The sequence below is a fragment of the Achromobacter aegrifaciens genome (assembly GCF_902859735.1).
Taxonomy (GTDB): Bacteria; Pseudomonadota; Gammaproteobacteria; order Burkholderiales; family Burkholderiaceae_B; genus Achromobacter; species Achromobacter aegrifaciens.
In genome coordinates this window covers 598154-616531 of record NZ_CADIJY010000001.1, presented here as the reverse complement: position 1 = coordinate 616531, position 18378 = coordinate 598154, and the positions used below count along the sequence as shown (strand labels likewise).

At 63.2% G+C, this 18378-nt stretch carries 16 protein-coding genes; 4 read left to right on the top strand and 12 right to left on the bottom strand.

The genetic code is table 11. From position 1 onward, the window contains the following. Window positions 1–13: 13 nt before the first annotated feature. The 7 genes from HV766_RS02850 to HV766_RS02820 all read right to left on the bottom strand — a co-directional run bounded on the left by HV766_RS02850 (window position 14) and on the right by HV766_RS02820 (window position 7200). Window positions 14–799 (bottom strand): crotonase/enoyl-CoA hydratase family protein, encoded by a 786-nt coding sequence (locus HV766_RS02850; protein WP_175180514.1) that lies wholly within the window; start codon window positions 797–799, stop codon window positions 14–16. A gap of 24 nt (window positions 800–823) precedes the next feature. After that, complete coding sequence (locus tag HV766_RS02845) at window positions 824–1831, bottom strand: acyl-CoA dehydrogenase family protein (protein ID WP_175180513.1); 1008 nt, start codon at window positions 1829–1831, stop codon at window positions 824–826. An 11-nt stretch (window positions 1832–1842) separates the two neighbouring features. Next, a complete protein-coding gene (locus tag HV766_RS02840) occupies window positions 1843–3006 on the bottom strand; it encodes an acyl-CoA dehydrogenase family protein (RefSeq protein WP_175180512.1) in 1164 nt (387 codons plus the stop codon). Next, the gene (locus HV766_RS02835) at window positions 3003–4250 is read right to left on the bottom strand and encodes a CaiB/BaiF CoA transferase family protein (RefSeq protein ID WP_175159804.1); all 1248 of its coding nucleotides are present in this window, start codon (window positions 4248–4250) and stop codon (window positions 3003–3005) included. Before HV766_RS02835 ends, HV766_RS02840 begins: the two co-directional genes overlap by 4 nt. Continuing rightward, window positions 4247–5227, bottom strand: a complete 981-nt coding sequence (locus tag HV766_RS02830; protein ID WP_054452179.1) for a Bug family tripartite tricarboxylate transporter substrate binding protein — start codon at window positions 5225–5227, stop codon at window positions 4247–4249. The genes HV766_RS02835 and HV766_RS02830 overlap by 4 nt, the downstream gene beginning before the upstream one ends. A gap of 176 nt (window positions 5228–5403) precedes the next feature. Beyond that, complete coding sequence (locus tag HV766_RS02825) at window positions 5404–6387, bottom strand: Bug family tripartite tricarboxylate transporter substrate binding protein (RefSeq protein ID WP_175180511.1); 984 nt, start codon at window positions 6385–6387, stop codon at window positions 5404–5406. Window positions 6388–6414: 27 nt separating this feature from the next. Next, entirely contained in the window at window positions 6415–7200 is a 786-nt protein-coding gene (locus tag HV766_RS02820; protein ID WP_054452183.1) for an alpha/beta fold hydrolase, read from the bottom strand. 91 nt (window positions 7201–7291) lie between these two features. On the opposite strand from HV766_RS02820, the gene HV766_RS02815 reads away from it, so the two are divergent. The 3 genes from HV766_RS02815 (at window position 7292) to HV766_RS02805 (ending at window position 10008) form a co-directional block, all read left to right on the top strand. Next, window positions 7292–8356 (top strand): GlxA family transcriptional regulator, encoded by a 1065-nt coding sequence (locus HV766_RS02815; RefSeq protein WP_175180510.1) that lies wholly within the window; start codon window positions 7292–7294, stop codon window positions 8354–8356. A 74-nt stretch (window positions 8357–8430) separates the two neighbouring features. Next, complete coding sequence (locus tag HV766_RS02810; protein WP_125471274.1) at window positions 8431–8949, top strand: hypothetical protein; 519 nt, start codon at window positions 8431–8433, stop codon at window positions 8947–8949. A 96-nt stretch (window positions 8950–9045) separates the two neighbouring features. Continuing rightward, a complete protein-coding gene (locus HV766_RS02805; RefSeq protein WP_175180509.1) occupies window positions 9046–10008 on the top strand; it encodes a bifunctional GNAT family N-acetyltransferase/nucleoside diphosphate kinase regulator in 963 nt (320 codons plus the stop codon). A gap of 67 nt (window positions 10009–10075) precedes the next feature. Here HV766_RS02805 and HV766_RS02800 read toward each other — a convergent pair whose 3' ends face one another. Beyond that, on the bottom strand, window positions 10076–11332 hold the full coding sequence (locus tag HV766_RS02800) for a D-amino acid dehydrogenase (protein WP_175180508.1): 1257 nt from the start codon (window positions 11330–11332) through the stop codon (window positions 10076–10078). A gap of 250 nt (window positions 11333–11582) precedes the next feature. Between HV766_RS02800 and HV766_RS02795 the strand changes: the two genes are divergently transcribed. Continuing rightward, a complete protein-coding gene (locus tag HV766_RS02795; protein WP_175180507.1) occupies window positions 11583–13901 on the top strand; it encodes a molybdopterin-dependent oxidoreductase in 2319 nt (772 codons plus the stop codon). An 84-nt stretch (window positions 13902–13985) separates the two neighbouring features. Here the strand turns inward: HV766_RS02795 and HV766_RS02790 are convergent, their stop codons facing one another. The 4 genes from HV766_RS02790 to metC all read right to left on the bottom strand — a co-directional run bounded on the left by HV766_RS02790 (window position 13986) and on the right by metC (window position 18222). Further along, window positions 13986–15005, bottom strand: a complete 1020-nt coding sequence (locus HV766_RS02790) for a Bug family tripartite tricarboxylate transporter substrate binding protein (protein WP_225588872.1) — start codon at window positions 15003–15005, stop codon at window positions 13986–13988. Window positions 15006–15115: 110 nt separating this feature from the next. Further along, window positions 15116–15895 carry an SDR family NAD(P)-dependent oxidoreductase gene (locus HV766_RS02785; protein WP_054452198.1) on the bottom strand — a complete coding sequence of 260 codons (780 nt, stop codon included), beginning with the start codon at window positions 15893–15895 and terminating at the stop codon, window positions 15116–15118. A 130-nt stretch (window positions 15896–16025) separates the two neighbouring features. Continuing rightward, window positions 16026–16961: a 4-hydroxy-tetrahydrodipicolinate synthase family protein gene (locus HV766_RS02780; RefSeq protein ID WP_119450446.1), complete on the bottom strand. Its 936-nt coding sequence runs from the start codon at window positions 16959–16961 to the stop codon at window positions 16026–16028. A gap of 40 nt (window positions 16962–17001) precedes the next feature. Next, window positions 17002–18222 carry a cystathionine beta-lyase gene (gene metC, locus HV766_RS02775; RefSeq protein WP_175180760.1) on the bottom strand — a complete coding sequence of 407 codons (1221 nt, stop codon included), beginning with the start codon at window positions 18220–18222 and terminating at the stop codon, window positions 17002–17004. Between the last annotated feature and the right edge of the window lie 156 nt (window positions 18223–18378).

Genomic DNA, 18378 nt, shown 5'->3' with positions numbered 1-18378 from the left:
GCAGCGCCGCCCTTCAAAACTTCGGCGCGCGCTTCTCGATGAACGCGGTGACCGCCTCGCGATGTTCAGCAGTCTTGTGGGCCAGCGCCTGATAACTGGCCGACAGCTCCAGCAAGGACGCCAGGCTGCTGTGCTGGCCTTCGCGCAGCAGGCGCTTGGTCATGCGCATGACGCCGCCGGGATTGGCGGCGATCTTTGCGGCCAGGGTCCTGGCGGTCGGCAGCAGGTCCGCCGCCGGCACCACCCGGCTGACCAGGCCCCACGCCAGCGCGTCCTGCGCGCTGATGGCCTCGCCCGTGTAGGCCATTTCGCTGGCGCGGGCCATGCCCACGGCGCGCGGCAGCAGCCAGGCGCCGCCGTCGCCCGGCACGATGCCCACACGCACGAAGCTCTCGGCGAACGTGGCCGTGTCGGCCGCGATGCGGATGTCGCACATGCAGGCGATGTCCAGTCCCGCCCCGATGGCCGGACCGTTGACGGCGCAGATGACGGGCACATCCAGGCCATGCAGCGCAAGTGGAATGCGCTGGATGCCCTGCCGGTATTCCTCGCAGATGCGCTCGGGAGTCAGCGCATCGTCGAAAAAGCGGCGCATGTCCTTGACGTTGCCGCCCGAGCTGAAAATGGGCCCGGCGGCGGTCAGGATCAGCACCTTCACGCTGGCGTCCTGGCGGATGTCCGCGCATAGCTGCACGATCTCTTCGACGGCGGTGTTGCCGGTCAGCGCATTGCGTGTCTCCGGCTGGTTCATGGTGGCGACGACGATGCCGTCCTCGCGTTCTATCTGCAGAAAAGCCATGCAAGTTTCTCCTGAGAGCCGGGCTTAGGCCGGGACGTCGGTAATCTTACGCACCAGGTCCAGCGTCGGCCCTGCATGCGCGAGCAGCGCCTCGCCCGCCACGTCATGCCAGTAGGCTTCGCTGCCCGCGGTCTGACGCCAGGCATGCAGGCGGCGCGTGTAGAGTTGCAAATCGTATTCTTCCGTAAAGCCGATCGCGCCATGCACGGCGTGCGCCAGCTCGGACACCACCAGCGCCGCCTCGCTGCAGCGCGCCTTGGCGACCGCCACCCGCAGCCGGTCCGGCGCCACGCCGTCGGCATGGCAGCCAAGCTGCGCCGCCATGCGTGCGGCGCAGACATGCTCGCTCATGACGGCCAGCTGATGCTGGATGGCCTGAAACTTGCCGATGGGCCGGCCGAACTGCTGGCGCTCATTGGCGTATTGCAGGGTGCGCTCCAGCACGCTGCCCAGCGCGCCCGCCATCTGCGGCGCGACCACGCAGGCCTGCATGGTGCGGACGTCGGTAGCCGCGTCCATCGGCGCCAACGGCGCAGCCGCGACCTGGGCCGGGGTCCAGCTCAGGGCGGCGTCCAATGCCAGCGCCTGCGGCTCCCTATGCGCCTGCGCGGCGTCCAGCAGGCGCCAGGCATCGCCCGTCTGCACAAGCACACTGTCAGCCACCGCGCCGCCGCGCACCAGCGCGCAATGCCAGGCGCCATCCGCCTGTTGCACGCCGCGTGCCAATGCAATGCTGCCAGCAGGCCGCTGCGCCGCCGGCAGCAGCGCGCGCGCGATCATGGTCTCGCCCAGCAACAAGGGCAGCGCATGAGCGCCGCATTGCTCCAGCACGCCGAACACCTGCTCCAGGCTCAGCCCGGAACCGCCCTCTTCCTCGCCGACCAGCGCGTCGGCCAGGCCGGTGTCCTCCAGCTGTTGCCAGAGCCTGCCGGCGGCGTCGCCGCCCGCTTCGATATCGCGCACCGCCTGCGGCGTGCAATGGTCCGCCAGCACCTGGCGCGCGGCATCGGCGTAAAGATCGTTATCGCTCATGTCATGCTCCTTCAGCGCAGGCCCAGGCCGCGCGCGATCATGCCGCGCAGAATCTCGCGGGTGCCGCCCCGCAGGGAAAACGAGGGCGAGGCCTCCGTCACGTACTTCAAGGTCATCAGCAGTTCCACCGGAATGTCCTCGGCCTCGCGCGAGTACAGGTCTTCCGCAATCCAGGCCGGAATCATCTGTTCCAGCGTGGTGCCCAGCTCCTTGACCAGCGCCGCCTCCACGATGGGGCTGGCGCCGCGCGTCAGCTTCTCCTGCACCGACACCGACATGGCCCGCAACGGCGTCAGCTGGCCGAGCACCTTGCCGGCCAACCGCCGGGACGAGGGCGTGCGATTGGCGGGCAGGCGCGCATAGTCCAGCCATTGGTCGAACAGCACGATGCTGGAATACAGCCGTTCCGGGCCGCTGCGCTCGAACGCCAGTTCGGCCGTGACCTGCTCCCAGCCCTGCCCTTCGTCGCCCACCAGCGCATCGGCGTCCAACTGCACGTTATCGAAGAACACTTCGCAGAAGTGGCTGTCTCCCGACAGGTCCTCGATCGGCCGCACCGTCACGCCGGGCAGGGACAGGTCGACGATCACCTGCGACAGGCCCTTGTGGCGATCCTCCGGCCCGCCCGAGGTGCGCACCAGCGCAATCATGTACTGGCAGTGATGGGCGTTGGTGGTCCAGATCTTCTGGCCGTTGAGCAGCCAGCCGCGGTCGTTCGGCGCCGCGCGCGTGCGCACGCTGGCCAGGTCCGACCCCGAGTTGGGCTCGCTCATGCCTATGCAGAAGAAAGACTCGCCGCGGCAGATGCGGGGAACGTGGAAGCGCTTCTGCGCTTCCGTGCCGTATTTGAGGATGAGCGGCGCGCTCTGCCGGTCTGCGATCCAGTGCGACCCGACCGGCGCGCCGGCATTGAGGAATTCCTCTACCAGCACATAGCGCGCAAAGGCGCTGCGTCCGCCCCCGCCGTATTCGCGCGGCAGCGTCAGGCCGATCCAGCCGCGCTCGCCCACGCGCCGGCTGAACGCGGTGTCGTAGCCGCCCCAGGAACGCGCCCGGATATACGCCGGCATGTCGCGCACCGCCTCCTGCAGGAAGGCGCGCACGGCGGGACGCAGGGCCTCGTCCTCGGGAGGAATGCGCGTCAGCGGCAACGCCAGTGAATTCAAACTACTCATCCCAGGACTCCATTGATTCGATGTGTATGCAGGGTCTCCGCACTCAAGCCCAGCAGGCGGGCCAGGACTGCATCGGTATGCTGGCCCAGTTGCGGCGGCGCGTGGCGGTAGCTCACCGGCGTGTCCGACAGGCGGATGGGGCTGGCGACCAGCGGCACTTCGCCCGCCTGCGGGTGCTGCATGCTCATGCGCAGGCCGCGCGCCTGGACCTGCGGATCTTCGAATACGTCCGCGACGGTGTTGATGGGTCCGCAAGGCACGCCGTGCTGCTCCAGCAGCGCGACCCAGTCGCGCGTGCTGCGGGTGACGGTGATGGCGCGCAAGCCTTCGATCAGTTCCTCACGATGGGCAATCCGCGCCGCATTGCGCGCAAAGCGCTCGTCCTCGGCCCATTGCGGCCGTTCTATGGCGACGCACAGCCGGGCGAATTGTCCATCGTTGCCGACGGCCAGGATCATATGCCCGTCGGCGGTCGGAAAATCCTGATACGGCAGCGTATTCGGATGCGCGTTGCCCATGCGGCGCGGCGCCTGCTGGCCGTACAGATAGTTCATCGCCTGATTGCCCAGGCAGGCGACGCCCACGTCAAGCAAGGCCAGATCAATATGCTGGCCGCGCCCGGTGTGCGCACGCGCCTGCAGCGCGGCCAGGATGGCGGTGCTGGCATACAGTCCCGTCAGGATGTCGGTCAACGCCACGCCCACTTTCATGGGACCGCCGCCGGGCATGCCGTCGGGATGCCCCGTGATGCTCATCAAGCCGCCCATGCCCTGGATCAAAAAGTCGTAGCCGGCGCGATGCGCATACGGACCGTCCTGGCCGAAGCCGGTGACCGAGCAATACACCAGCCTGGGATTCAGCTCGCTCAGCGACGCATAGTCCAGCCCGTATTGCGCAAGGCCCCCGGTCTTGAAGTTCTCGATCAGCACATCGCATTGCCGCGCCAGCTGCCGCACCAGTTCCTGCCCCTCGGGCTTGGTGAAATCGATGCTGACCGACTGCTTGTTGCGGTTGGCGCACATGTAATAGGCGGACTCGCCCGTGGGCTGCCCCGCCGGATCGGTCACGTAGGGCGGCCCCCAGGCGCGCGTATCGTCGCCCGTGCCCGGCCGCTCCACCTTGATCACTTCAGCGCCCAGGTCGCCCAGTGTCTGGGCGGCCCAGGGGCCGGCCAGCACGCGCGACAGATCGAGCACCTTCACATTCTGCAGGGCTTGCGACGTCATGCTCGCCTCTTCCTTCATTGTTGGGGAACGTTCGCCTTCTTGACGATGCGCTGCCACAGCGCGATTTCCTTCTGCTGGAATTCGTGCATCTGCGCAGGACCTCCCGTCATCGGCGTGGCGCCCAGGCGTTCATAGAAGGCGCGGGTTTCGGGCATCTTGGAGATGCGCGTGAACAGCTCGGCCAGGCGCTCGGTCTGTTCGGCCGGCGTCTTGGCGCTGACCATCGCGCCCACCCAGGTATAGGCTTCGAATCCGGGCAGGCCGGCCTCGGTCGCCGTCGGCACATCGGGTGAAGTCCCGACACGCTGGTCCGACGCCACCGCCACCACCTTCACGCGGCCGTCCTTGGCCAGCTCCTGCACCGCTGTCACCTCGGCGAACGTGTAGTCCACCGTGCCGCCGGCCACAGCCATGATGGCATCGCCGGCGCCCTTGAACGGCACATGTACCGTCTTCAGACCTGCGCTGTCGTTCAGCAACTCCCCCATCAATTGGTAGCCGGCAGAGCCCGCGCCGAAATTCACCTTGCCGGGATTGGCCTGGGCGTAGGCGATCAGATCCTTCAGGGTGCCGTACGGCGCCTGCGGACTGACTGCCAGCATGGCGGGTGAGCGCATCATCATGGTCAGCGGCGCGAAATCCTTGACGGGATCGTAAGGCAGCGCCTTGAACAGCGCCGCATTGACCGCCAGCGTCGAATTGCTGCCGATGAACACCGTGTAGCCATCCGCCGGCGCCGACAACACGTTCTTCACCGCGATGAAACCATTGGCGCCCGGCTTGTTCTCCACTACTACCGGCTGACCGGTAAGTTCCTGCAGCTGGCGGGCGAAATAGCGGGCCGAGGTATCGGTGCCGCTGCCTGGGCCGAACGGCACCACGAACTTGATCGGGCGGGAGGGGAAGGTCTCGGCGTGCGCGACGGCCTGATGGCCGGCGGCGCCAAGCAAGGCCACGGCCAACATGGCCGTCAGCATCTTTCTGCGGTGTTGCATGGAAGTCTCCTTTGCGTGGATGGCCGGCCGCTCTAGGCGGCGGTCCTGGCCATATGGTCCAGCGGATGACTTTAGGCGTGCTTGATGGGGCTGTCTAATATTAAGAATTTGAGATTTGATATCGAATGAATATCAGGAACCATCGATTTCCACCCGCCATCAAATAAGCCCGCTGATCAATGCGCCGCCACGCCCAGCTCCTTGATCAGCCCCGGCACGACCGAATACTCCTCCCGGTACTCCTTCAGGAACTCCTCCGGCGTATTGCCCACGGCGTCGAAGCCGATGTTCTCCAGATACTTGCCGAACTCCGGATCCCGCACCACTTGCTGAGCCGCCGCCGCAAGCTTCTGCACCACGTCCGCAGGCATGCCGGCGGGGCCGCTCAAGCCGACCCAGGCCTTGTTCTTGAATATGAAGGCGTCGTATCCCGCTTCGGCGAAGGTCTGGACCCCAGGCAGCAGCGCCGAGCGCCTGTCGCCGATAACGGCGATGGCCTTGACCTTGCCGTCCGCGATCATGGGCGCCGCAATGCTGGTTGATGTGAAGGTAAATGCCAACTGCCCGCCCAGCAGGTCGGTCATCGCCGGCGGCGATCCCTTGTAGGGGACTTCGATGAACTTCACCGAAGACTGCGTGGCCAGGCTCTCCATGATCAGTTGCGGGTACGAGCCCGGACCGTACGACCCATAGGCCAGAGGAACCTGCGCCGCCCGGGCCTCCTTGACCGCCCCGGCCAGGTCGCCGGCCGGCATCGACTTGTTTGCGATGAGCACGGGACCTGACGCGGCTATCTTGCTGATCAACGTGAAGTCGCTCTGCGGGTCATAAGGCACCTTCATGGTCACGACCGAAGAGATGAGCGCGTCGCCCACGCTCAGCATCAAGGTATAGCCGTCGGGCTTGGCCCGCGCGACCTCGGTGGCGCCGATGGTGCTGCCGGCGCCGGGCTTGTTTTCTATCACGACGGGCGCGCCGAGCCGCGCGGACATGAGTTCGCCCAGCTTGCGTCCGATGGCGTCGATAGGCGCGCCCGCCGGCGAGGGAACGATCCAGCGGATGGGCCGGTTCGGATAATCGGTTTGCGCCATGGCGGCGACGCTGGCAAGCGCCATGACGCCAGCCAGCCCGAATGCCAGTGTTTTTTTGATGGCAGCCATGTTGTCTCCTTCTTGCAGGATCAGGAACTAGTTGTGCGCGTCCAGGAACTCAAGCACCACGCGGTTGAATTCGTCCGGCGTTTCGAAATAAGGAGAATGGCCCGAATCTTCAAAGGTGTATTTGCGGCTGCCCGGCAGCAGCTTCGCGACCAGATGGTGGCTTTCCGGGGTCAGGAAATCGTCGTGGCTGCCGCCGGTCATCAAGGTCGGCACGCGGTAGCCCTCGAACTCGGCGGGATGGATCTTGACGTCGTCGGCCTGCATGGTCAGCGCCAGGAAGCCCTTGGGATTGAGCGCTTTGATGCAGCCGTACAGATGCAGCATCTCGGGCCGGGCTTCGACGTTCTTGCGGTTCCAGCCGATACTCTTGCTACGCAGATCGTGGCGGCCGTCATCGAAGGTCTTGCCGGCCTTGCGCAGAATTTCCCAGGTCTCGGGCGAATAGGCCGGCGTCGGCGAGCCGCTGATGAAGAGCGTCTGGACGCGCTCCGGATGCTTCACCGCCAGCGGCAAGCCTGCCCATGCGCCCAGCGACTGGCACACGAGGTTTACTTTTCCTATGCCTTCCTGTTCCAGTATGGCCAGCACATCGGCGGGGTAGTGGCGCGGATGGTTGCGTTCCGGCACGCAGGGAGAGTTCTTGAAGCCCCTCAAGTCCATCACGATGACCTTGTACTTCCTGGCAAAGAAAGGCACCTGCTGATACCAGCATATGGTGTTGCCGCCGCCGCCATGGATGAACAGGACGGGCGCGCCGTCGCCATAGGTTTCGTAGTAGATGCGGGTGTCGTCGGACGCGGTTGCGTATGGCACGGATGGCTCCTTGGAGGGCGCGGTTGATCTAATATTTGCGTGTTGATTTTGTTCGATCCTCTGCGGAAAGACCGCGCTCCAAACAGACATCATGGGTGCCGCTCCAGACAACTACCCTCTGCATGTGGAACTGCTGCAGCCCGCCGGCAGGTTGAACGGCCCCATCCATGCCGCGATCGATACGTTCCGCACCGCCAACGGCATTGCCCGCAGCCGCAGCGGGCAAGCGAGCGGCCATGTGGTGACGTGGCGCTGCGTGGGCGCAGCCCTTTCGGCGGAAACGGACTCGGCGTCCGAACATCTGAGCTTCATGCCGCCGGGCGCGCCGGATTCGGCAATGGAGCGCGCCATCTTTGTGCCGCCCCTGGAAACGGTCTCGGTGCCGCAACTGCGCGCCAGCGTGGCAAACAACGACGCCGTGCTGCACGAAATCCGCAGCGCGGTGGCGGACGGGCGCTACGTCTGCGCGGTGGGCACCGGCGTCTGGCTGGTCGCGGCGGCAGGCGTACTGGACAAGATGCAGACGCCGGTGCAATGGGCGTACCAGTCGGGCTTCGCGCGGACCCATCCGGACCTGGCCATCGCCAACGATCCGATTGTCTGGGCCAGCGAGCGCATCCTGCTTGCCGGGACGCCTTCATTGGCCTATGACTGCGTGCTCGATCTGATGGACCGCACGGGCATCGCCGGACTGGCCGGCGCATCGCGCGACAAGCTCGTCTTCGATCCCGCGCGGCAGATCATCGCGTCGACGCTGCCCATAGAGAAGGTCAGCGGTCTCACACGCGACAGCCCGCTGTACAGGGCCGTCCAGTGGTTGCTGGCACATGCCCAGGAAGCGATAACGATAGGCGACGCCGCACAGCATGCGGCCGTCAGCGAAAGAACCTTGGCACGCCTTTTCCGGACGCACTTGGCGATCACACCGCATGAATTCCTCACCGATATACGGATGAGAAAGAGCCAGATGTGGCTGGAAGTGACGCTGCGCTCCGTGGAGGACATAGCCAATGACTGCGGCTATCTGGACGTGGCGGCCTTCCGTCGCGCCTTCAAGCGGAAGTTCGGCGTAACGCCGGCGGATTACCGGCGCGAGTACACGCAGCGGGGGCCGCGGGCTCGGTGGAAAATGGAGCAGTATGGAAGAGAGGTTTAGAGACTGGCTGCCGAGAACGCCAGGAACATGCGTGGAATACTCAGGGAACTTCGAGCGCGATGGGAATTACTGCAATGGCTAGCCACAAGCTGCGTATGCTGTTCGGCGCAGCAGCTTCGATCATCTTTGCCTGGTATTGCTTCCACGGATTGTCGTGGCTTGCACGCGGTGTCGGAATCATTCCGATCGCGCACTACGATCCGCCGGTAGACCAGTGGATTCTGATCGGCGACCCGATACTTCAAAGCTGGCACAAGGTCCGCGTATCCGAAGACTTTACGCTTGCTGGCATCGCACTCATTTTCCTGACCCTGGTGCTGTCCTATTACGTGGCACGCGCGGCCTATCACCTCAGTTTCACGAAGGTCTTTACCCGCCACGATTGCTGGTTTGTCGCGGGATGGTTGATCGGCGCGCCATTGATGGCCGCGCTGGGGCACATGTTTGTCCTCCTGGTATTCGAGCAAGCCTGGGCTGATCGATGGCCCACGCTTGCTGGCGCGGCCGTGCTGATCGCTTTTTCCGTGTCAGCAAAACTGTTCGCGGATTTCTGGCAGTGGCTCATGCGCAGGCGCAGGGTTCATCCGATCTGACACGGCCCCGGGCCTTGCAAGCGGCGCCCGTTCCCGGCCCGCCCTGCACTCATCCGCATTCCGTCCTAAAATGCGCGGTTTGCCGAAAGAACCGTCATGGCCATCGCCATGAAGGGCTTTCATCCTTTACGAATGAGTGTGGTGAAGATGAACAAGCCTTTCATTTCGCTGTGCCCGGAAATCACCCGGACGCACGCGCTGACGCTGATGGATTGGTTGGAAGATGAGCGCGTGACCTGCTATCTGAGCGATTCGCGCAATGTCTCCCGTTTCATCGAGCAAGCCATCGATCGGACCCAGCTGCCGATCCTGACCCATCTGTTCAACCAGGGCGGCCGGTTCTTCATGGCCTATGACAGGCATGACGCCCCGGTGGGCTTCGTGCGCCTCGTCAAGACCGGCCCGGATTGCGAGATCGTCCTGGTGATCGGAGACTGCGACAACTGGGGCCGGAACCTGGGCGCCAGCACGATCCGCGAAGGCATGAAGCTGGCCTTCCTCGACATGCGGGCCGAAAAGCTCATCGCCAAGATCCACCCGGACAACGCGCGTTCGCTGAAGACCTTTCTGCGCAGCGGCTTTCTGCTTGAAAACGAAACACCGACGCTGAAGTCGTTTTCCATGACTGCGGGGCGTTATCTACGACTGTTGCGCGAAGGCGCCGTTGTCGACTCCACCGATATCTACATCACTGAAATCGACAAGGCCCGGCTCAAGAGGCTGATAGAACTCGAGCAGGGTCCGACTATTGTCGAGCTCGAGCACGAGCTGGAGCGAGCCATTGTCGTCAAGCCGCAGCAAGTGGCGCGGGACGTGGTCACGATGAACTCCCGTGCCTTGCTGCAGCTGGACGACGAAGAGATGGAAGTGGCCCTGGTCTACCCTGAAGACGCCGACAGCAGCGCAGGAAAGCTCTCTGTCTGTTCCGATGTCGGGGCCGCCATCCTGGGCTACCAGGAGGGGGATTCCATCGATTGGCGGATTTCGGACCGGACCCGCCGGATCGGGATCAGGAAAGTGCTTTACCAGCCGGAAGCCGCGGGCGATTTCCATCTGTAGATCGGCGTTCGTCTGTCTGGCGTGAACAACCTCGACAGGGATGGCGAAACTTCGCGTGCCGTCAATGCTACCTTCGAAAACGCTCGATCGTGAGTCCCTCGAGGTCGATTTCAGGCTTGCGGCCGCAGACCAGATCTGCCACGATCCGGGACGTTCCGCAAGCCTGGGTCCAGCCGTTCGAGCCATGCCCGCTGTTGAGAAACAGCCCGCCCCAACCAGAGACTCCGAGAATCGGGGGGCCGTCTGGCGTCATGGGGCGCAGACCCGCCCAGAAGGTAGCGTTGGCGTAGTCGATACCATGTGGGAACAGGCTGCGCACCGCCCGGACCAGCACATCCTTACGGGCCGCCTTCAATGACAAGTCGTGGCCGACCAGTTCGGCCATGCCCGCCGCGCGGATTCTATTGCCCAGCCGTGAAATCATGACCTTGTTGTGTTCATCCATGACCGACATATTGGGCGCTTGATCGGCATTGGTCACCCGCGCGGTAATCGAATAGCCCTTGAGCGGATATACGGGAAGCTTGATCCCCAGCGGCGCAAGCAGTGCCGGAGCCTGGTTGCCCAAGGCGACAACCGTGGCATCGCCCTTCAGTATGCCGCCAGCGGTCTCTGCGCCCACCACCCGACCGCCCTCATGCAGCAATCGCCGCACATCGGTGTCGAAGCGAAACTTCACGCCCGCACGCTGAAGCCAGGCGGTCAATGCCTGGCAGAAAATGTGGCTATCGCCCGAGGCATCGGACGGCAAATGAAGGCCGCCCGCGATCCTGGCGGTGGCGTCTCGCAAGGCCGGCTCGACCGCCAGCGCATCGCGCCCGTTCAACACACTGTGGCGAATGCCGAATTCCCTCAGTGCGCTGGCGGCAATATCGCCATACCGGCACTCCGCTACGGTCTGGAACAGCTGCAACACGCCGCCCGCATGAAAATCGAACGCGATCGGCGTCTCGGCCATGAGCTGCTTCAGGCAAGCGAGACTGTAGTGAGCCACGCGCTGCATGCGCAGTTTGTTGACGCGAAACCGCGGCGCATTGCATTCCATCAGCCATCGCCTGGTCCAACGGAGCCTTTCAAATTCGGGCCAAAGCGAAAAGCGCACCGGGGCATCGGCTTGCAACGCCATCTTCAATACCTTGATCGGCATTCCCGGCGCGGCCCATGGCGCCGCAAAGCTCGGGCACAGACCGCCCGCATTGCCGAAGCTGGTTTCCATTCCCGCCGCCGAGTGGCGTTCCACAACTTCGACGTCATGGCCTTCGCGGCAGAGATAGTAGGCCGTTGTGGCGCCGACTACGCCGGATCCGAGGATGAGAACTTTCATGGGCGTGGTTGTCTTGGTCGATCGTGATGTCTGCGGCGTAGCCGGAAGGCGCTGCCCGGCGATGCCAGGCCGGACCGGATTCAAGAATAAAGGGTGCCGGAGTGAAATTTATTTCATTGTTTTGACGCCAATCCGCGCGAATGGAAAGAAAATTCACCAGCTGTATTGCTAGCATTAATGGCGTGCTGAACATTCGCAATCGGTCCGCGCCTTTGATATGCGCGGCCTTGGGCCGGAACCTCGTCAAATCATGTCTGAACAGATTCGCCGCTTCCCCTCGCTCTCTCATTGGGGCGCATTCACCGCGGTCACGCAAGGCGGCCGGCTGATCGATTGCGAACCGTTCGCCCGCGACAGCGCTCCCTCGGGCATCCTGCAATCGATGCCTGCCATGGTCCACTCGCCGCTACGGGTGAACCGGCCAGCCATCCGGAAGGGATGGCTGCGCGACCGGCACTTGTGCGACGGGAGCGAGCGCGGACGTGACGACTACGTTGAGGTCAGTTGGGACGAGGCCCTTGCGGCGGTCCATTCGGAACTCCAGCGAGTGAGGACAGAGCATGGCAGCGAGGCCATCTTTGGCGGCTCGTATGGCTGGTCATCGGCGGGCCGTTTGCACCATGCGCGCACCCAGACGCACCGTTTCCTGAACGCCGGCGGCGGCTTTACGAATCAAGCGGGCAACTATAGCTGGGGCACCGCGCAGTTCCTGCTGCCCCATGTGATCGGCACCTATACGCCGGTTACCGGCCGTGTGACGGACTGGAACAGTGTCACCAGTCATACGCGGCTGCTGATCGCATTCGGCGGCATGCCGTTGCGCAACACGCAGATCACATCGGGCGGCGCCGGGGACCATCCCGTGCCCGGGCAGCTCGAACGGGCGGTAGCCGCTGGCATGGAGCTTGTGGTCATCAGCCCGACCAGGGGAGATGTCCCTGCCGGAGTGCGTGCGCGCTGGATTCCCATTCGTCCCAACACGGACGCGGCCTTGATGCTGGCAATGATCCAGGCGCTGATCGTTGATGGCGTCCACGACGAAGAGTTCCTCCAGACCCACTGCGTTGGATTTCCGGCCTTGCGCGATTATCTCGAAGGCAGTACGGACGGAATCCCGAAGACGCCGGAATGGGCCCAGGCGATCTGCGATGTGCCGGCCGAGACTATCCGCGCACTCGCGCGTCAGGCACGCAACACTCGCACGATGCTGACTTGCGCGTGGTCGTTGCAACGGGCTCATCGCGGCGAACAACCGTATTGGGCAAGCATTGCGCTAGCCGCTGCGTTGGGGCATATCGGGCTGCCTGGCGGGGGGTTTGCGTTTGGGCATGCGTCCATGAATGGCGCGGGAAACCCGCGCATGGAGATCGCGGGACCGGCCATGGAATCGGGACGCAACCCGACCGGCTCGGTGATTCCTGTTGCCAGGGTCACCGACATGCTGCTGCATCCTGGCCAGCACTATGAATTCAATGGGCGGGAAGGTACTTATCCAGACATCAAGATGGTGTACTGGGCCGGCGGCAACCCTTTCCATCACCAGCAGGACCTGAACCGCTTCAGCCGGGCGTGGAGCCGGCCGCAAACGATAGTCGCCCATGAGATCTGGTGGACACCCATGGCGCGGCGCTCGGACATTGTGCTGCCGGCCACCACCACGCTGGAAAGAAATGACATCGGCGGATCGACGCGCGATCGTCACGTGTTCGCCATGCATCAGGCCCTCGCGCCGATCGGCTCCAGCCGCAATGACTTCGACATATACCGGGAACTGGCCGCGCTGGGCGGCTACGAGCATGGTTTTACCGAAGGCCGAGGCGAGATGGAGTGGGTACGGCATATCTACGAATCAATGGCCAAGGAATGGCGCGACTGCGGCCATATGGCCCCTGATTTCGATGCATTCTGGAGCCGCGGGTTCGTGGAAATTCCCGAGCCTGAAAAGCCATTCGTGCTGTTCGAAGAGTTCCGTCGCGACCCCGAGGAACATCCACTGCGTACACCGTCCGGACGCATCGAGCTGTATTCGGAAAAAATCGCCGGATTCGGTTACGCCGATTGCCCGCCCCACCCCAGCTGGCTGACGCCGGACGAATGGCTTGGATCACCCAAGGCTGCAAGGTGGCCGCTGCATCTGCTCACGCCGCAGCCCGCGGGCAAGCTCCATTCCCAAATGGATGGCGGCAAGGCATCGGTGGACCTCAAGGTCAATGGCCGGGAGGCCCTGCGCATTTCGCCGTTGGATGCGCAAGCGCGCCGCATCGGCCAGCATGATCTCGTCAAGATTTACAACGACCGTGGCGCGTGCCTTGCAACCGCGCTTATCGACGCCGACCTCAAGCCTGGCGTGGTGGCGCTGCCTACGGGAGCATGGTTTGACGCTGCCGACGAGGAGCTGGAGATACACGGCAACCCCAACGTATTGACGATAGACGTGGGCACTTCCCGCTTGACTCAGGGAAGCAGTGCCCAGTCCGCGCTGGTGGAGGTAATGCGCTGGGAAGAAGCCGCGCCTTCGGTCCGGGCCCTGGAGGTGCCGGCAATTGCCAAATTGGATCGTGCCGCATAGCCGTCTGGCCCGGGTCCGGACACGGCTTTTCCCAAGCGCCCGGAGCGCCCCTCGATGGGGCGCTCTGGTTCTTGGGAAAACGCCTTATTCCGCGGTGATATTGGCCTGCTTGATGATGGCGCTGTATTTGTCCGTCTCGGCCTGGATGTACTGCGCGAAGTCCGCGCTGTTCCGGTAGGAGCTTTCAAAGCCGAGGTTGTCGAGTTGCTCCTTCATGCTGGCGGACGTCATGACTTTCTGCGTGGCGACTTCCAGCTTCTTGAGTATCGGCTCCGGCAACTTGGCTGGCGCCCACAAGCCATACCAGGAATAAAACTCGAAATTCTTCAGCCCGGCTTCGCGCATCGTGGGAACGTCCGGAAGCAAGGGGCTGCGCTTGTCGCCGGTTACCGCCAACGCGCGTATCTTGCCTGACTTGACCATCGGCAGCGAGGAGAGCATTGGATCGGCCAGCGCGTGAACCTGTCCGCCGATCAGATCGGTCAAGGCGGGACCGCCGCCTTTGTAGAGGACGATCGGGATCTTCAGATCGGAAAGACCGCCTTCATATGCAAACTGCGCGATGGCGAGGTGCCCCGCCGAGCCAAAGCCCGTGGTTGCAAAATTGTATTTGTTGGGAGCTGCCTTCACCACACCGACGAACTCCTGCACGGTCTTCGCAGGGACATCGTTGTTCACGCTGAATATCAATGCGCCTTGCGCCAGACCGCTGATGGGGGTGAAATCCTTCACCGCATCGAAGGTCATCTTCTTCCCATAGAGCAGCGGGTTGATGTTGTGGATCGAGGCATTCAGGTACAACGTATAGCCATCTGCCGCCGAACGGGCGACCACGCCTGCGCCCACCATCCCGGACGCGCCTGCCCTGTTGTCGATGATGACCGATTGCTTCAGCTCCTCGCCCAGCTTCACGGCAAATATGCGGGCGAGGCCGTCGACGGAGCCGCCAGGAGGATGAGGCACCACGATGGTAATCGGGCGGCTGGGATAGGAGGCATCCGCCTTCGACTGCGCCTGTACCGAACCCAGCACGGCCAATCCACCGACAACTGCCGCAATGCCTTTCATGCAAAGGCGGCGAGAACGAATAGGGGTATTACGCATGACGAACGATCTCATTGAAAATGGTTGGGCAACGAATACCGCCCCCCCTCTTCGGCCCCGCAATACATGAAAAAAGGCCGGCGTGGAAAGCGGGGATGATCGTAGGCGAATCAGTAGGTGCCTGGATAGGCTGCGCCGTCTATTAAGATATTCTGGCCGCATATATAGCCGGATTGGGCCGCGCAGACATATGCGCAAAGCGCGCCCAATTCCTCGGGCTCGCCGTAGCGGCCGGCAGGATTGTTGGATCCGCGCTCCGTCCACAGCTGTTCAAAACTCTTGCCGCCTGGCTCCAGCATTCCTTCTATGTGATGCCGCTGCGCATCGGTGGCGAAGACGCCCGGAAGCAGGTTGTTGATGGTGACGTTGTGCCGCACCGTCTGGCGGGCCAGGCCCGCGACAAAGCCCACCAGGCAGGAGCGCGCACCATTGGAAAGGCCGAGTTCAAGCTGCGGGGTTTTGACGCTGCGTGAAACGATGTTCACGATGCGGCCGAAGCGGCGTTCCATCATGCCGTCGACGACCCGCCGGATCATGTCGATCGGCCCGAGGGCCATGGCATCAAGGGCCGCATGCCAGTCGGACTGGGTCCACTGGCGGAAGTCGCCGGGCGGCGCGCCGTCTGCGTTATTGACCAGAATATCGGGCGCGGGACACGCCGCAAGCGCCGCCTCCCGCCCTTCATCCGTGGTGATATTGGCAACTGCGTATCGGACCCGGGTTCCCGTGGCCGCCGTGATTTCCTCAGCGGCCTGGGCCAGCGTGCTTTCCGTGCGCGCCGCGATGGTCACGTTGACGCCTTCGCTTGCCAACTGATGGGCGCAGGCGCGGCCCATTCCCTTGCTGCCGCCGAAAACCAGCGCGTGGCGGCCTCGAATTCCCAAATCCATAGCGTTTCCTATTGCAAAGGCGCAGCCCGATCCATGACATGAAATGGCCGGAAAGGAATTCAGTCAGCAGGAAGCCGCAAGGCGGACAATCTCCCGGCGCGCGTTCTTTCCGGCCCCATCCTGCAAGGGATCAGGCGGCCTTCAGTTGCAGCGAATTCCAGCCGTACTTCTTGTCCAGCCCCAGCGCCTTGACCGCGCGCAGGCCCTTGAGCAGAGGCTCTCCTTCCAGTGCGCGCAGCGGCTTGCGCAGTTCGCCTGCCGGCAGGCCCACGGCCTTCATCAGCGATTTGATGGCCACGGGGTTGATGGCCGAGTACGAGTAGTGCAGCAATTGCAGATTGCGCAAATAGGATTCGCGGAAGCTGAAGCTGACCTCGGGCGAGGTCCAGGGCTGGGAAATTTCCGTCAACTCTGCCGGCGCGATATTGCCGGTCATGTTGGCCGTGCCATGGCCACCCAGGCTCATGGTCGGCACGACCAGGCCCAGATTGGGCGAATCGCAGCACATCACGGATACGTCGGGCGCGCCGTATAGCACCTGCGCCACCTGGCCCACGCGCGTGGTGGATTCCTTGTGGACCACGTAGTTCGGGTGCTTGAAGATGCGCAGCAGCTGATCCCAGTGCAAATCGCTCTTGACCCGCGGCGGATTGTTGTAGATGCCCAGCGGCAGATCGGTGGCGTCGGCTATCTCGAGGAAATAGCTTTCGATGTCCGCTTCCGAGGCGCAGATGTAGGCAGGCGCTGCCAGAATGGCGCCATCGGCGCCGTTGGCCCGCGCAAAGCGCAGGTAATCCATGGTGGCCTCGGTGTTGTTGCCGGTGCAGCCATAGAAGAGCTTCATCTTGCCGGTCTTCATCTTCGCGGTTTCCACGATGATGTCCTGGCGCTCTTTTTGCGACAGCATGGAAACCTCGCCCGTGGATCCCATGATGAGCACGGCGCTGGTGCCGTTGTCTTCCTGGAACTTCAGCAGTTCGCGGAAGGCTTCGTAATCGGGACTGCCATCCTTGTTGAAGGGCGTAATCAGGGCCACGAAGGACCCGGTGATCTTCATCTTGCTCATGTGTATCTCCAGTAATGGACGAGTCAAAAATGGTGGAAGCTCAAACCGAGCGGGCGACTTCTTTCTGAGTATCTTGCTGCTGCGCGTCCTGGCAGGCAACCATCGCAGCCAAACCTTGCTTCAAGTCGGCGATCAGGTCTTCCGGGTCTTCCAGTCCCACATGCATGCGTACTGCCTTGCCCTTGTGAGGCCAGCGATCACCATGGTGCTTTCCCGGAGTGAACGGTATCGCCAGGCTTTCATATCCGCCCCAGGACACGCCGATTCCGAAATGATGCAAGGCATCGACAAAGGCGGCGACTGATTCGTCGTCGCTGGCGCGCAGGACTACCGTGAACAGGCCGCTTGCCCCCTTGAAATCACGCTTCCAGATGGCATGGCCCGGATGCGACGGCAGCGCGGGATGCACCACGGCCTCGACCTCGGCTTGTTGTTCCAGCCACTGGGCCACGCGGATTCCCGACGCCATATGCTTCTGCAGCCGCACGTCCATGGTGCGCAGTCCGCGCAATGCCAGGAAGATATCGTCGGGACTGGCCGTCTGGCCCATTTCCTGCGTCGTCTCCCTGACCTTGGGCCAGGTGGCTTGGTTGCAGGTCACCACGCCCAGCATGGCATCCGAATGACCCACGATGTACTTGGTCGCGGCATGGATGGACACATCGACGCCATGCTCAAAAGCCTTGAAGAACAATGGCGTGGCCCAGGTGTTGTCCATGACGACAAAGGCGCCGTGCGCGTGCGCGGCCGCCGCGATGGCGGGAATATCCTGGATTTCGAGCGTTTCGGAACCCGGCGATTCGACAAATACGACGCGCGTATTGGGCTGCATGAGCGATTCGATGCGCTTGCCGCAAGCAGGGTCGTAGACCTGTACCTCAACCCCGAAGCGGCTGAGCACGCGATCGAGGAAGGAGCGGGTCGGGGAATAGGCGCTATACGAAACCAGGATATGGTCGCCGGCCTTGAGCAAAGCGGTGAGCGTCGTGGCGATGGCCGCCAGGCCCGAGGGAAAGACCAGGGAGCGGTGTCCGCCTTCCAGGGTGGCCATGGCCTCCTCGAACGCGTGGGTGGTGGCGGTTCCATAGCGGCCATAGGTGGTGGCGCCCGGCTCTTGCGCGGCGCGGGCGCGCTTCATTCCTTCCCATTCCGCCATGCTGCCCGCGAGTATCGTCGATGCCCTGCAGATGGGGGTATTCACCAGGCCGCCAAAACGTTCCGGATGCCGGCCTGCGCTGACGAGTTGAGTGCTTTGCCTCATGAACTTCAATCTCCGTGGATGCACGGCCAGCGCTTCCAGGGGAAGTCGATGACCACTGATGACGTGATCAAGTCTATGAGGAGAGTGGGTGAAAACTCTTCGATTTTTTACCCCTTCCGGAGGCAAAAAGAGAAAAATAATCACCGCCGAATCCTG

What these genes read in the sequence shown, in the direction of transcription:
- HV766_RS02825 (WP_175180511.1), bottom strand. Translation starts at nt 6,387, where the DNA reads ATGGCTGCCATCAAAAAAACACTGGCATTCGGGCTGGCTGGCGTCATG.
- HV766_RS02840 (WP_175180512.1), bottom strand. Translation starts at nt 3,006, where the DNA reads ATGAGTAGTTTGAATTCACTGGCGTTGCCGCTGACGCGCATTCCTCCC.
- HV766_RS02850 (WP_175180514.1), bottom strand. Translation starts at nt 799, where the DNA reads ATGGCTTTTCTGCAGATAGAACGCGAGGACGGCATCGTCGTCGCCACC.
- HV766_RS02805 (WP_175180509.1), top strand. Translation starts at nt 9,046, where the DNA reads ATGGCCATCGCCATGAAGGGCTTTCATCCTTTACGAATGAGTGTGGTG.
- HV766_RS02790 (WP_225588872.1), bottom strand. Translation starts at nt 15,005, where the DNA reads ATGCGTAATACCCCTATTCGTTCTCGCCGCCTTTGCATGAAAGGCATT.
- HV766_RS02785 (WP_054452198.1), bottom strand. Translation starts at nt 15,895, where the DNA reads ATGGATTTGGGAATTCGAGGCCGCCACGCGCTGGTTTTCGGCGGCAGC.
- HV766_RS02835 (WP_175159804.1), bottom strand. Translation starts at nt 4,250, where the DNA reads ATGAAGGAAGAGGCGAGCATGACGTCGCAAGCCCTGCAGAATGTGAAG.
- HV766_RS02845 (WP_175180513.1), bottom strand. Translation starts at nt 1,831, where the DNA reads ATGAGCGATAACGATCTTTACGCCGATGCCGCGCGCCAGGTGCTGGCG.
- HV766_RS02830 (WP_054452179.1), bottom strand. Translation starts at nt 5,227, where the DNA reads ATGCAACACCGCAGAAAGATGCTGACGGCCATGTTGGCCGTGGCCTTG.
- metC (WP_175180760.1), bottom strand. Translation starts at nt 18,222, where the DNA reads ATGAGGCAAAGCACTCAACTCGTCAGCGCAGGCCGGCATCCGGAACGT.
- HV766_RS02795 (WP_175180507.1), top strand. Translation starts at nt 11,583, where the DNA reads ATGTCTGAACAGATTCGCCGCTTCCCCTCGCTCTCTCATTGGGGCGCA.
- HV766_RS02780 (WP_119450446.1), bottom strand. Translation starts at nt 16,961, where the DNA reads ATGAGCAAGATGAAGATCACCGGGTCCTTCGTGGCCCTGATTACGCCC.
- HV766_RS02800 (WP_175180508.1), bottom strand. Translation starts at nt 11,332, where the DNA reads ATGAAAGTTCTCATCCTCGGATCCGGCGTAGTCGGCGCCACAACGGCC.
- HV766_RS02815 (WP_175180510.1), top strand. Translation starts at nt 7,292, where the DNA reads ATGGGTGCCGCTCCAGACAACTACCCTCTGCATGTGGAACTGCTGCAG.
- HV766_RS02810 (WP_125471274.1), top strand. Translation starts at nt 8,431, where the DNA reads ATGGCTAGCCACAAGCTGCGTATGCTGTTCGGCGCAGCAGCTTCGATC.